The sequence below is a fragment of the Acinetobacter sp. YH12052 genome, from assembly GCF_013419835.1.
GTDB lineage: Bacteria > Pseudomonadota > Gammaproteobacteria > Pseudomonadales > Moraxellaceae > Acinetobacter > Acinetobacter amyesii.
In genome coordinates, this window is sequence record NZ_VOZI01000002.1 from 235,737 (window position 1) to 249,348 (window position 13,612).

Genomic DNA, 13,612 nt, shown 5'->3' on the forward strand with positions numbered 1-13,612 from the left:
TCTTATAAATATTTAAAAAAATGAAAATAGAGGCTACCCTAGTTAGCCTCTATCTGAATCCATCTATTACGCTGCGTATGAAGCAGTGTTGTTAGATAATGACCACTTCTTAGTAACAGCACCTTTCGCAGTACCGTTAATATCTTGTTGGTTATATGTCCACTCTACTGCAGCATATTTCAAACCAAATGATTCGTGTGGAACACCTTCATCATTTACAGTTGGAGTCACGCTAGAAACCAACACATGTTTCAGTTTGATTTGAAGATATTTAATACGTTTGTCGCCATTCGCACGGTAGAAATCAATTTGAACTTCATCAAATGTATAACCTGCTGAACATGCTTCCCAAAGTTTAGGGCTTGTCGCGTCTAAATCTTTAACAAAAACCATATCAGAATGTTCTACACGTTCTGCAGTGTGACCACCCACACTTGAAGAAGTCGCAGATTTAGGTTGACGGATGTTATGCGTCCAAGAGTTTACTTCTAACCAACTCTTGTGCTCTGCATCACGAGATTCGCCGTCTACTTTGTACTTACCACGAAATTGAATGTATATATCTTTCATTGTTCTGAATACCTATTTATTTAAAGTTATTATAGTGTTGACCCAAATTAATTTGAGGACTGAGGTAACTCGGTCACAAGTCGTAATGAAACAGACAACTCATCCAACTGGAAATGTGGTCTTAAGAAAACCACAGATTTGTAGTGACCAGGCAAAGCTGGATTTTCTACAACTTTTACAGAAGCTTCACGCAATGGATATTGAGCTTTAGCTTCTTGAGATGCACCATCATCGAGCAATACATATTGCGATAACCATTCATTTAAGAAGGTCTCAACATTACCCGCTGATGCAAAACTACCCACTTTGTCACGCATCATTGCTTTTAAATAATGTGCAATACGTGAAACTGCCATGATGTATTGTATCTGGCTAGACAATGCAGAGTTAGCATTTGCCGTATCGCTGTCATATTTTTTAGGTTTTTGCGTCGATTGCGCACCGAAAAATGCTGCATAATCCGTATTTTTGCAGTGTACCAACGGAATAAAACCAAGATCACTCAGTTCTTTTTCACGACGGTCAGTAATGGCAATTTCAGTTGGGCATTTAAAGACCACTTCGCCATCATTGGTTTTGAACGTATGGACAGGCAAGCCTTCAACTAAACCACCACCTTCTACACCACGAATCGCAGCACACCAACCATGCATATCAAAAGCATTGGTTAAACGTGTACCAAAGGCATAAGCCGCGTTCATCCATAAATATTCATTATGGTTTTCACCTGAAACTTCTTCAACGAAGTTAAATCCTTCAGTGGCAATGCCTTCTTTTGGATCATATGGCAAACGACCCAATACACGTGGCATTGTCAACGCAACATAACGTGCATCATCACTTTCACGGAATGAACGCCATTGTACATATTCTGCTGTTTCAAAGATTTTAGATACATCACGCGGACGATCAATATCAGTAAAAGACTCTAGTCCCAACATATTCGGGCTAGCAGCCGAAATAAACGGTGCATGTGCAGCCGCAGCGACATGTGAAATTTGCTCAAGCAAATACATATCAGATGGAGTACGGTCAAACTCAAAGTCACCAATCAATGTTGCATAAGGCGCACCACCGAATGATCCATATTCTTCTTCATAGATTTTTTTGAACAACGTGCTTTGGTCAAAATCGGTCGCACCTTGGAAATCTTTAATCAATTCTTTTTTCGTCGTATTTAACATACGAATTTTTGTTAAAGAATTTGAAGGTGTTTCTTGGCAGAAATAATACAAACCACGCCATGTCGATTCAATTTTTTGAAATTCAGCATGGTGCATGATTTTACTTAACTGAGATGAAATCAACGCATCAATTTCAGCAATACGCTTATCAATTGATAAAGTCATATTGTCCGAAACGGTGATGGTACCTGCCATGACTTCTTTGGCAAGTTCACCGATCAGACTTTTTGCACGATCATGTTCTTGATCTGTACGCGCAATACGACTTTGTTCGACAATTGAATCTAAAAGCGAATATTCTTCAGTTGCTTCAAGGTTTGCAGCAGTTGCAGTATTAAAATTACTCATTTTCTGCCTCCACACTCAACTTACGAATTTGATCAGTGTTATGTAACACTTCATCCAGTAAATCTTCTAAGCGTTCATTATTTGAAATTTTATTACGCAAGTCAGACAGACGCTCACGCGCGGCAACTAACTTTTGTAATGGATCAACCTGTTGTACAACTTGCTCTGGAGTGAAATCAGCCATGCTCTTAAATGTAAGATCTACCGACATTTTTCCACCGTCTTCAGTCAAGGTATTCTCAACTTGAAAATTAGCACGTGGCGCTAAAGACTCCATTACTTCATCAATATTATCTAAATCAACATTAATGAATTTCTTGTCTTTTAATTTGGTTTTCTCTACTTCAGATGCCGCTGAGAAATCACCTAACACCCCTACAACGAATGGTAATTCTTTAATTTCTTTACCGTCGCCAACTTCAACATCGTAAGTCAATTGAACACGAGGAGGACGAATTCGTTGAAGTTTTTTCTGTACACTTTCACGTTTTGCCATGAGTGCTTTTCCTTGTTATTTATTTTTTAATGTATCGAAAGGTGAACCACTGGCAGCAGGTTTTTTCGCTGTAGTCTGCGGTTTTGCTGTCGTGGTGGTTTTCTTTTTACTTGCTGCTGTAGTCGTTTGTTTAGGCTTGGTAGACGCTGTATTGGTTCGTTTTTTAGTAGATATCGTCTGTTTAGATTTCACATTGCTCGTAGATTCAGCACTTTTTTCACGAACATCTGCTGCAGTAGACGTAGATTTATCAATCGTCGGCTGAATATAACGAATGTTATCCGACAACACTTTGGCAGGAGAATAGGTCTGTTCATCTAGAGTACGATTTTCATTACTGCGCATATGATTCAGCGCATTATAAGAAATAGCGATACCTGCTAAAAAAGTGACATCAGTAAGTTCAGGCGACTGATAGTTCTTTTCTCGCAGCAGATTGACCGCTTGCAATGCTTTTAAATTGTAACCATTGGCTTGATATTTTTTGGCAATATCTACAAAAATTTCATTTTTTAAGTTCTCATTTTTCTTATTTTTTTTGTCACATAACTGATTATAAAAACCAATAATCTCTGGATCTGTATCACCTACTGCCAGTGGATAATCCTTTAAACAGGATTTTTTCACAGATGCCGCTTTATCTTTTGCAAAAACGGTTTGTGTTAAACTGGCTGCTAAAATTATAGGTAATAAAACACTAAATTTATTCAAAATTGCCTCTGTATTTCTACGTGCTAAAACTTAATTTATGTGGAGAAATCACCACTTATTTTCCCGTGGGTTTTCTCTTCATTTATCAAAATTAAAAATATGCTGCAGATTTAACAAAAAATAAGCACATAGAGTCAATACAAAAATGTGCCAAATACTCCAAAGTTTGTCGACTATTTGTTTTTTTTTGTTTCATTTTATAAAAAAATATTTTTCCTTTTTTTATTTAGTCTGTATTATATCGCCTAAAGCAAGACACTAATAATATATAAGGTGTTGATTTTAAAGTTTTTATTTTTATAGCAAGAAAAAAGAGATCACAGTCAAACTTGTAAAATTTCGTACTGTGGATTCTAAATTTGATGAGTTATTTATGAATAATTTAAAAGTTTTAATTACTAAACTTTCACCTCACGCCCGCATTTCACTCGAAAAGTCAGCCAATACATGTATTTCACAGCAAAATTATGAAATCGAAATCGAACATTTTTTACTCGAATTATTAACCTATAACAATAAAAATGACCTTCAAATACTCTTAGAAAAATACAAAGTTTCTGCAGACGGTTTGGCAGATGACCTCAAAGAAAGTATTGCTCAACTTCCAAAAGGAAATACGCGCACTCCTATTTTTGCCCAATCCATTGTGCGCTTACTTGAACAAGCTTGGTTATTAGCATCTGCTGAACAAGATCCACAAATTCGTAGTGGTCATTTACTTGTTGCGCTCCTTACCGCGCCAGATTTATACCAAATTGCAGCAAGAGCTTCTTCTCTTTTCGATTTATTACCTATCGATACGATTAAACATAAATTTTTAGATCTTTGCCTAAAGAGCATTGAAAATGAAGATTTAGCAACTGCATCACCAGATGAAAAATCAGCAGCACAACCGAATGCAACTACGCCAGTTAAAACACCAGCTCTAGACCAATACACCATTAATCTTACTGAAAAAGCTAAAAATGGTGGCATTGATCCTGTGATTGGTCGTGAGTTTGAAATCCGCTTAATGCTCGATATTTTGATGCGTCGTCGTCAAAACAATCCGATTTTAACGGGTGAGCCTGGTGTTGGTAAAACGGCCGTTGTTGAAGGTCTGGCATTAAAAATTGCAACCAACCAAGTTCCAGATGCTTTAAAAAATGTCAGCATTCATACTTTAGATATGGGCTTACTACAAGCGGGTGCCAGTGTTAAAGGTGAATTCGAAAATCGCTTAAAACAAGTCATTCATGAAGTTCAAGCCTCTGCACATCCAATCATTTTATTTATTGATGAAGCACACACGTTGATTGGTGCGGGTGGTCAAGCAGGTCAAAATGATGCAGCAAACCTATTAAAACCGGCGCTTGCACGTGGTGAGTTAAGAACCATTGCCGCAACGACTTGGGCTGAATATAAGCAGTATTTTGAAAAAGATGCCGCATTGAGCCGACGCTTCCAAGTAATTCAGGTCGATGAACCGACTGAGGAAGTTGCAATTGACATGTTGCGTGCCATGATTCCCGTAATGGCAAAACATTTCAATTTACAAATTGACGATGAAGCTATTGTTACAGCAGTCCATGCATCACACCGTTATATCACTGGCCGTCAATTGCCTGATAAAGCGATTAGTGTCTTAGATACGGCTTCTGCACGTGTTGCATTAACGCAAAATGCACAACCTGTAAAATTGGATCAACTTCATGCTCAATTACATAATTTGAAGCTTGAATTGGCGATTCTTGAAAATGAACATAAGAATATTCCTATTCACCACGAACGCATTGAAAGTGTAAAAACACAAATATCCGCGCTTGAACAAGAGATTCAGTCGACAGAAACGCAGTGGAAAAAAGAACTCGAATTCGTTCAACAGATTAAAACGCTTGAACAAGAGTCCGAGCAAAAACCAGAAAATATTGAAACTTTAAGCAATATACGTAACCAATTGGCAACGTTACAAGGTCAAACGCCGCTTGTTTTTGAACGTGTAAATGCTCAAATTATTAATGAAATCATTTCAGACTGGACCGGCATCCCTGTTGGTAAAATGGTGAATGATGAAATTCAGCAAATTTTGAAGCTTGAAGCACAGTTAGAACAACGTGTGATGGGTCAAGATTATGCACTGCATCAACTGGTACAAGGCATTAAAACCTCTAAGGCAAAATTGGAAGATCCAAATAAACCTCAAGGCGTTTTCATGCTGGTTGGCCCAAGTGGTGTGGGTAAAACCGAAACTGCACTCGCGTTAGCAAACGAGTTATATGGTGGTGAGTCACATTTAATCACCATTAACATGTCTGAGTATCAAGAAGCACATACCGTCTCGTCTTTAAAAGGCGCTCCTCCGGGCTATGTCGGTTATGGCCAAGGCGGCGTATTAACCGAAGCAGTTCGCCGTAACCCATATAGTGTGGTTTTACTCGATGAGATTGAAAAAGCACACAGCGATGTTCAAGAGCTATTCTACCAAGTATTCGATAAAGGGACTTTGGAAGATGGCGAAGGTCGTGTCATTGACTTTAAAAATACTACGATCTTATTGACTTCAAATGCAGGCTCTAGTGCCATTATGCAGGCCTGTTTAAATCAGCCAGTAGAGGAATGGCCGTCAGCAGAAGAACTTTTAGATGTATTAAAACCAGCTTTATATAAACAATTTAAGCCGGCATTTTTAGGTCGTATGCGTATTGTGCCGTATTTTCCTTTACACGATGATCTGCTCGTACGCATTATTCAGCATAAATTAGGAAAAATCACCGCGCGTATTGAAAAACAATATGCTACGCAAACACGTTATACCGATGATTTAGTTGAATTATTATTAAGCCGTTGTACTGAGGTCGATAGTGGTGCGCGTAATGTCGATAACATTTTAAATGCGACGGTCTTGCCTGCTTTAGCCACTGAATTACTCATGGCAATGAGCGAGCAAAAGATTCCATCGATCATTGAAATCGATGTCAAAGACGATGAAATTATTTATGTTTTAGATCCTAAAAGTAAACCTGCGAAAAAACGCAGCAGCAAAAAGACCAAAACCTTAGAAGCATAAGTTAGGAACGATGTAGAATATGAGTTTAGAGCTCGACGCTTTATTGCAACCGATTACGGATGATTTACCTTGCGGTCATGATTTTTCATTTTCAAATGATTTTCATGCAATTAAAAAAGCTAAAACACAAGATGACCCGCTCTTGGATCAAGGCGACTGGATCGCAGAACCTAAACAGGCAGATTGGGGCTTTGTGCACCAAAAATCGTCAGATCTACTTCGCGAACAAACTAAAGATATTCGCTTATATGGTTGGTTGCTTGAAGCGTGGACTCACATTCATGGTTTTGAAGGGATTGCCAAAGGGATTGAACTTACACAAAAAAGTTTGCAAGACTTTTGGCTGCAGCTTCATCCTGAAATTGAGGATGATGACCTTGATCAACGTCTAGGTCTATTACAAGGGATAATTAATCAAATCCCAACATTAATTAAATCAGTTTCAATCGTTCATGGTACGGCAGCGTATTCCCTGTCCGACTATGATCGACTGCTGCATGTTCAAAACCAAAGACGTAAATCTAACCATGAAGATGATGATCAAGAAGAGTCGTTTAATGGTATGGAACAGTTTGAACATGCCTTGTTCAATACGTCAAAATCAATTCAATACCAGTATTACCAACAGTTTTTAGATATTTTAAATCATTGGGAAAACTTAAAAACGACTCTTGATGGTTTGATGGGGTTAGATGCGCCAAGCTTTGCTGGTATTGACTCTCAAATCGAAATGATTCACTTGAGCTTGAAAAAAATCTATAAAGCAGATGCTTTTATCAATTCATCAAGTGCTGAACCGGTTCAATCAAATTCTCCAATTGAAAGCCCGACACTTTCCACTGTAAATTCCGTGCAGAATGATATGCAAATAATACAACAACAGCATACACAGCAATTTAAACCTCAAGTGCAAAATCATCTTGAAAACCGTGAACAAGCCATGAAAGTCTTGCAAGATATTGCTGACTATTTTCAAGTGAATGAGCCGCATAGCCCTGTTAGTTATATGCTGCAAAAAACCATTAAATGGTCACAAATGCCACTGCATGAATGGTTAACCCATGTGATTAAGGATGAAAACCCTCTTGAAGCTGTACAAGAAATGTTAGGTGTTCAGCAACAAAGCAATGAATCGAATAGCGACTGGTAAAAACAATGTTTAAAGCAGAAAAAATTTTATGGGGCGAAGGATTATTTTTACGCCCACAACACTTTCAATTACAAGATGCTTATCATGAACAGCGTTTAAACCATACGGTTCGCGCAACGATACCGTTCGCTTATGGTATTCAAAGTTTAAATTTTGATGAATCACAACTCAGTACCAATACTTTGGCTTTGAATAAAGTTGAAATGATTTGGCAAGATGGCGAGATTTATCAAGCACCTGCACAAGACTTATTACCTGAGCCTGTACTACTTGATTCATTAAATTTACGCGGTGAAATGCAAATTTATTTAGCATTACCAATCGTTCAACCGAATAAACGAAACGTCAATTTTGAAGAAAATACCCAATCGAGTCGCTATCATTCACATTTGACTGAAACTCATGATTTGTTTACAGATGCAACGGCTGCTGAAATCACTTTATTACGCCGCCGTGCAGAGTTCAAAATCTTTGAATTAGGCCAAGAACCACAGCACAATCTTGATGGTTTTCTTTACATGCCTATAGGCCGAATTAAGCGCCAAAGTTCAGGTAATTTTGTTTTAGATTATCAATTTATCCCACCAATATTACATATTAGTTCGTGTGATTCACTGATTACCGGGCTTAAACGAACGCTCAATATTATCAAAGCTAAAATTAAAACCATTCAATCGAATAATCGTGAAAACGAACAAAAGTTAATTGAATTCCGTTCTGGTGATATCGTTTCATTTTGGTTGGTTAATGCGCTGAATACTGCGCATGCGACCTTAAATCATTTATTGCAATATCCACTGATTCATCCTGAACGTTTGTATTTTGAATTATTGCGTCTGACAGGTTCCTTACTCACCTTCTCTACAGCTTATGAAGTAGATCGGCTTCCACAGTATCAACATCATAATTTGCAAGAAAGTTTTGCTCAATTAGATGTGATTTTACGTGAGTTGCTCGATACGATTATTTCAAATCGATATATCAGTATTAACTTGAAAGAAACCCGTCAATCCTACTGGGTGGGCAGTCTTGAAAGTGACAAAATTACTCGCGATTCGCGCCTGTATTTAGCTGTTTCAAGTAGTGTGATGCCTACACATGACATTATTTCTTATGTACCGCTGCGCTTTAAAGTCGGCAATACTGTCGATGTTGAACAGCGTGTCATGGCGGCATTACCTGCTGTTCCATTGCAACATATGATGCAAGTGCCAACAGCAATTCCAGTTCGTTCAGGTGTGAGTTATTTTGAAGTTGAGCCAAATAATGATTTGTATCAGCGTATGCTTGATTCTGAATCGATCTGCGTTTACATACCAGCTGGCTTCCAAGATATCTCGATTGAACTTATTGCAGTGATGAATGGTTAAGGAGCAATCATGAATATTTCAAATAATGCCCCTTCACTTTTTGACGATGGTCAAATTGGATTAGGCTCTTCAAAACCAAGTGCTGAACCGAAAATCAACAGTTCAACCAATTTAGTTGATCTACTACATGATGGTTTTTACATCGTGTTCTTACTCAAAAATCAATATGTTCCATCCAGCCCTGAAAGTTTCAGGACAAAAATTATGGATCTATTAAACCGATTTGAAAGCCAAGCCCGTAAGCTTCAATTCAGCAATGAAGATATCACGGACGCAAAATATGCCTATTGCGCTTTATTAGATGAAACTATTGTCACCCAACAAGATGCACGTTTTTTTGATTTACAAAACAATTGGATGATGAATCCACTGCAATTAAGTCTTTTTGGTTCACAACTTGCGGGTTATCGCTTTTTTGAAAATTTAGAGCAAATTCGTTCTAAGAATAAAGATCGCTTAGCCGCACTTGAAGTTTATCATTACTGCATGCTCCTTGGTTTTCACGGTAAATACCGACTTGAATCGATTGAAATGCTCAATTCACTCGTTGCACGTGTTGGCGATGAAATTGATTATATGAAAGGTAAAAAGGCGTTTTCGCCTTTCGCTGCATTGCCGGATCAAATTAAAAACATTATTCACCGTGAATTACCATTTTTTTGGATCATTATCTTTTGGGCTTTGTTTGCTGTATTAGCATTTGGTGGACTGAGATATATGTTATCTAGCCAAAATAATCAGGCGTTATCACAATATCAAAACGTCATAACTGCCCCATCGGAACAGGCTTATATCACCATTCATTTACCATAAGACTTAGACACCATGGCAAACGAAAAATCGAATAACGTTAGAATTTTACAGTCGACTCAAAAAAATAATTTACCGCCTTTAGCTCATGCTGCTATCGGCTTTCTTGTTGGTGCAGCGGTGATTATTGTTGTTGGCCTGGGATATTTTTATCTAAGTTCTGACGATCAGCCTGCAAATGCAGAAATGACAACTTCTGCCCCAACTGAAGATAAAGCTGAAACTGAGGCATCCGCTGTACCCCGTCAAAACGAAAATGAGCAAGCTTCAGCTGAAAAAGCACCGCAAACCGTTCATGCAACTGAAGAAAAAGATCAGGATAGTGGTTTATATTCGAATGATTTAGCTACTGCTTTCAATCATGGCAATACGACTAAGGTAACTCAGCCTGTTCAAGCTGTAGCGAATAACCGTTCACCTTTTGAAATTACCCAACCACAGCGTCCCGTTGTAGCTGCTACAACAACAGTTAAACAACATATTCCAGCTACATTAGCAAAACCAAAAGCTGCACCAACAACAGCCAAGGTGACCAAGCCTACAGAGCCATCTACAAAAGCAGCAAAAGAAGATGAGCACTTTGAAGAGCCGATGGGCGGAACGCAAATTTCTGAAACAAAACGTCCGAAAGTGGTTGCTGCAACAAACACGGCGAATGCGACTGTGAGCGCTACAGTTTCCCCATGATCATCTTTTTGGTTAGTTGTTTCTTTGTCTTAGCACTGGTGACAGTGCTTTGTTTTTCTTATGAACTCAGAATTAAAGTTCAGGATTTTTTCTTTCAAATCATTCCACAAAGTAAAAAAAGAATTCAGCACGCCAAAAATTTTGCTTATGAACTGAACTATGCAGCAGCACCACAACAGATTCAATCACACTGGCATTTACAACAATGGTGGATTTTATTTGCAGGCTTTTTACTGTTTGCCAGTATTTTATTATTTGCTTTTACTCGCCCGATTACTGCAAGTAAAGTAGAAGCTGATTATTTACGTAAAGTCGATCCACAAATTTACGCCATGCTCGATGGACAAGTTTTAGATGCGCCTCCTGAAGTCGAAGAATATCTTGTTCAAGAAGCAATCGCTGAAGAAGCGGCAATGATTGAGCAGCCATCTGTTATGGCTTCAAGCTTTAACCCAGAAGTTCAAGATATCCATACGCATTCATACTCTACAGATGTGCCTTCAGCAGATCGTAAATGGCATAAAATGAACCCACGTTATAAGCAGCGTTTATTGATGGTGTTCAAAATCATGCGTGAACAACATGGTTATGAAATGGTTTTGCTTGAAGGTTATCGTAGTCCAGAGCGTCAAAATAATTTAGCCACCAATAAAAATACCACTCGTGCGCGTGGTTTCCAAAGTTATCATCAGTTTGGTTTAGCAGCCGATGTCGCCTTTAAACGCAATGGCAAAGTGGTCATTACTGAGCGAGATCCTTGGGCTATGCGTGGTTATCAACTTTATGGTCAAGCCGCTGAGTCTGTCGGTTTAACATGGGGTGGACGCTGGAAATCTATTCAAGATTATGGTCATACAGAATATCGTATGCCAGGCCTGAAAAAAACTGCAGAGATGGCGGCATTACTCACCTCTGAAGGTCAGCTTCAAGCCAATAACATTTCGATTGAGTAGTATTTCGATGTTGTGCCTGCAAAATATAATTGAAGGCACACCGTATTAATCTAAATAATTTTGTATTTGCTCTATAACTTCAGTTGTTTTTTCTGCATGTAACCAATGGCCTGCACCTTCTATTTCTACAATTTTCGCATGTGGAAATTGGTGTTCTATCGCATTGATATGTTCTGCTTTTGAAATATAAGGTGACTGTCCACCTTTGAGGAACAATACAGGCTGTTGCCAAATATTTCCGATATTTTCCCAACCAATAATTTGGTCATACTGTTTATACAACGCATCTACATTAAACAACCATTGTCCTTTACTAAACGACTTGAGTAGAAACTGTATCACCATATCTGAATGAATATACTCACGCATAATTTCAACCGCTTGTTGTCTAGATTGAATTTGTGCATTTTGTACAGCAATCAAAGCTGTAAAAATTTCATCATGATGACGTTCTTGATATGCAAAGGGCGCGATATCCAATACAACAAGTTGCACTACCCGCTCTGAGATTAAAGCGAATTGCATTGCGACCTTTCCTCCCATGGAATGGCCAATCACTGAAAACTTATCGATGCCAATTACATCTAATGTCTCAAGTACATCGTTTGCCATTTCACGATAATTCATTTCTGTACTTTGATGTGATTTACCATGATTTCGTAAATCGAGCTGAATCACTGAATGTGAATTTTGAAAAGCTCTAGCAAGCATCCCTAAGTTGCTCAGGCTGCCAAATAAACCGTGAATAAAGACTAGTGGATGCGTTTCGCCTTCTAATTTTTGATGATATTCGTAATTTAGGATCATTTCTGAATACTATGTTAAATTGGCATTATGATGCCTAGTTGATGGAATGAAATCAAATGACCGTTAAAATTTATTAATCACACTTAGGCTATTTTATGTAACAACTATTTAATTTGCTTAGGCTATTTAATAAAATGAAATAGCGAGCTACATTCAACCTAAAGGATTTTTGTCTTTAATTTGCAGATTTAAAGTGATTAAAAGGAATTTTTAAATAGCGAATACCATTCCCTTCTGGTTTTGGAAATTTACCTGCATCCATATTGATTTGTATTGCAGGTAAAATCAGTTTTGGCATAGCCAAATTTGCATCACGCTGAGTTCGCATTGTGACAAAATCTTCTTTTTTCGTACCAACGTGAATATGAATATTCTGCTCCTTTTGTGCATGTACACTGCTTTCACAGCAGTATTCTGACCGATTTTCTGGTAAATAGTCATGGCATAAAAACAAGCGCATTTCAGGTGCTAACTGATAAATCTTTTGTACTGAATCGAATAATACTGCTGCACTGCCCTTGGGAAAATCACAGCGTGCTGTGCCATAATCAGGCATAAATAAGGTATCACCGACAAACACAGCATCATCACCAACCACATAGCTCAGACAAGCAGGTGTATGTCCAGGCGTTGGAATGTTATACGCATTTAACTCGCCGATTTTAAATGCTTCATGATCTGCAAATAAATAATCAAAAGACTGATGTGAATTAAAATATTTCACATCAAAATTATAAATGGCGCTGAATGTTTCCTGCACAATCTTGATGTTATGGCTCATCGCAATTTTGCCACCAAGAACCTGTTTTAAATATTGTGATGCCGTTAAGTGATCTGCGTGCACATGCGTTTCTAAAATCCATTCTACGCTTAGGCTATTTTCTTGAATATAGCGAACAATCAAATCTGCATGCTTCGTTTGAGTAGTTGCAGAAGCAGCATCATAATCCAATACACTGTCTATAATCGCACATCGTTTTGTTTGTAGATCAGATACCACATAACTGAATGTATTGGTATTTTCATCAAAAAAAGGTTGTACCTGTGCACGCTTTGACATTAATTTGCTCCCGCAAATTTTCGATGTAGATAGACGCCTGCAAACATCGCCACAACAAAATAAATTGCTTGATAGTAGCCAAGTCCAATCAAAGTAAAGGCTGGCGCTGGACAGATTCCTGCAATTCCCCAACCTATTCCAAAGATAACACTCCCCATGATGAGTTTTGCATCAATTTGATTATTACTCGGTAATTCAATCGCCGTCCCATCAAAGGTTGTCGGTTTTGATTGACGAACGGCCATTTGAAATGGAATAAATGCAACTGCAATGGCTCCCATCATCACAAAAGCTAAACTCGCATCCCACTGCCCTGTTATATCAAGGAAACTTAAGACCTTTTCTGGATTAGACATGCCAGAAATCATTAAACCTAATGAGAAAATTCCACCAAAAATAAAAGCCAATATATTTTTCATC

At 38.1% G+C, this 13,612-nt stretch carries 13 protein-coding genes; 6 read left to right on the forward strand and 7 right to left on the reverse strand.

Annotated features, from left to right (window positions below; translation table 11 throughout):
* Window positions 1–66 precede the first annotated feature (66 nt).
* Genes FTU06_RS02305 through FTU06_RS02320 form a run of 4 tightly spaced genes read right to left on the reverse strand, consistent with a single transcriptional unit; the run spans window position 67 to window position 3,309 of the window.
* Entirely contained in the window at window positions 67–570 is a 504-nt protein-coding gene (locus FTU06_RS02305) for a type VI secretion system tube protein Hcp (protein ID WP_078190771.1), read from the reverse strand.
* Between the two features lie 47 nt (window positions 571–617).
* Window positions 618–2,102, reverse strand: a complete 1,485-nt coding sequence (gene tssC, locus FTU06_RS02310; RefSeq protein WP_168379480.1) for a type VI secretion system contractile sheath large subunit — start codon at window positions 2,100–2,102, stop codon at window positions 618–620.
* Complete coding sequence (gene tssB / locus FTU06_RS02315; RefSeq protein WP_078193364.1) at window positions 2,095–2,598, reverse strand: type VI secretion system contractile sheath small subunit; 504 nt, start codon at window positions 2,596–2,598, stop codon at window positions 2,095–2,097. The genes tssC and tssB overlap by 8 nt, the downstream gene beginning before the upstream one ends.
* A gap of 15 nt (window positions 2,599–2,613) precedes the next feature.
* Window positions 2,614–3,309: a hypothetical protein gene (locus FTU06_RS02320; protein WP_180144712.1), complete on the reverse strand. Its 696-nt coding sequence runs from the start codon at window positions 3,307–3,309 to the stop codon at window positions 2,614–2,616.
* 373 nt (window positions 3,310–3,682) lie between these two features.
* Here FTU06_RS02320 and tssH point away from each other — a divergent pair, with 373 nt between their 5' ends.
* From tssH to FTU06_RS02350, 6 genes are read left to right on the forward strand one after another with little or no spacing between them, the layout of a single operon-like run.
* A complete protein-coding gene (gene tssH, locus FTU06_RS02325; RefSeq protein WP_180144715.1) occupies window positions 3,683–6,355 on the forward strand; it encodes a type VI secretion system ATPase TssH in 2,673 nt (890 codons plus the stop codon).
* Window positions 6,356–6,374: 19 nt separating this feature from the next.
* The gene (gene tssA / locus FTU06_RS02330) at window positions 6,375–7,505 is read left to right on the forward strand and encodes a type VI secretion system protein TssA (protein ID WP_168379483.1); all 1,131 of its coding nucleotides are present in this window, start codon (window positions 6,375–6,377) and stop codon (window positions 7,503–7,505) included.
* A gap of 5 nt (window positions 7,506–7,510) precedes the next feature.
* Entirely contained in the window at window positions 7,511–8,875 is a 1,365-nt protein-coding gene (tssK, locus tag FTU06_RS02335; protein ID WP_180089499.1) for a type VI secretion system baseplate subunit TssK, read from the forward strand.
* A 9-nt stretch (window positions 8,876–8,884) separates the two neighbouring features.
* Window positions 8,885–9,688: a type IVB secretion system protein IcmH/DotU gene (icmH, locus tag FTU06_RS02340; RefSeq protein WP_111885479.1), complete on the forward strand. Its 804-nt coding sequence runs from the start codon at window positions 8,885–8,887 to the stop codon at window positions 9,686–9,688.
* A gap of 12 nt (window positions 9,689–9,700) precedes the next feature.
* On the forward strand, window positions 9,701–10,372 hold the full coding sequence (locus FTU06_RS02345) for a hypothetical protein (RefSeq protein WP_180059879.1): 672 nt from the start codon (window positions 9,701–9,703) through the stop codon (window positions 10,370–10,372).
* On the forward strand, window positions 10,369–11,325 hold the full coding sequence (locus FTU06_RS02350; RefSeq protein WP_180008112.1) for a M15 family metallopeptidase: 957 nt from the start codon (window positions 10,369–10,371) through the stop codon (window positions 11,323–11,325). The genes FTU06_RS02345 and FTU06_RS02350 overlap by 4 nt, the downstream gene beginning before the upstream one ends.
* 45 nt (window positions 11,326–11,370) lie before the next feature.
* On the opposite strand, the gene FTU06_RS02355 is transcribed toward FTU06_RS02350, so the two are convergent.
* The 3 genes from FTU06_RS02355 to FTU06_RS02365 form a co-directional block, all read right to left on the reverse strand.
* Window positions 11,371–12,132 carry an alpha/beta fold hydrolase gene (locus FTU06_RS02355; RefSeq protein ID WP_180144718.1) on the reverse strand — a complete coding sequence of 254 codons (762 nt, stop codon included), beginning with the start codon at window positions 12,130–12,132 and terminating at the stop codon, window positions 11,371–11,373.
* A 175-nt stretch (window positions 12,133–12,307) separates the two neighbouring features.
* Window positions 12,308–13,192, reverse strand: a complete 885-nt coding sequence (locus FTU06_RS02360; RefSeq protein WP_180008110.1) for an MBL fold metallo-hydrolase — start codon at window positions 13,190–13,192, stop codon at window positions 12,308–12,310.
* Window positions 13,192–13,611, reverse strand: coding sequence for a DUF6691 family protein (locus FTU06_RS02365; RefSeq protein ID WP_180008166.1), 420 nt, complete (start codon window positions 13,609–13,611; stop codon window positions 13,192–13,194). Before FTU06_RS02365 ends, FTU06_RS02360 begins: the two co-directional genes overlap by 1 nt.
* Between the last annotated feature and the right edge of the window lies 1 nt (window position 13,612).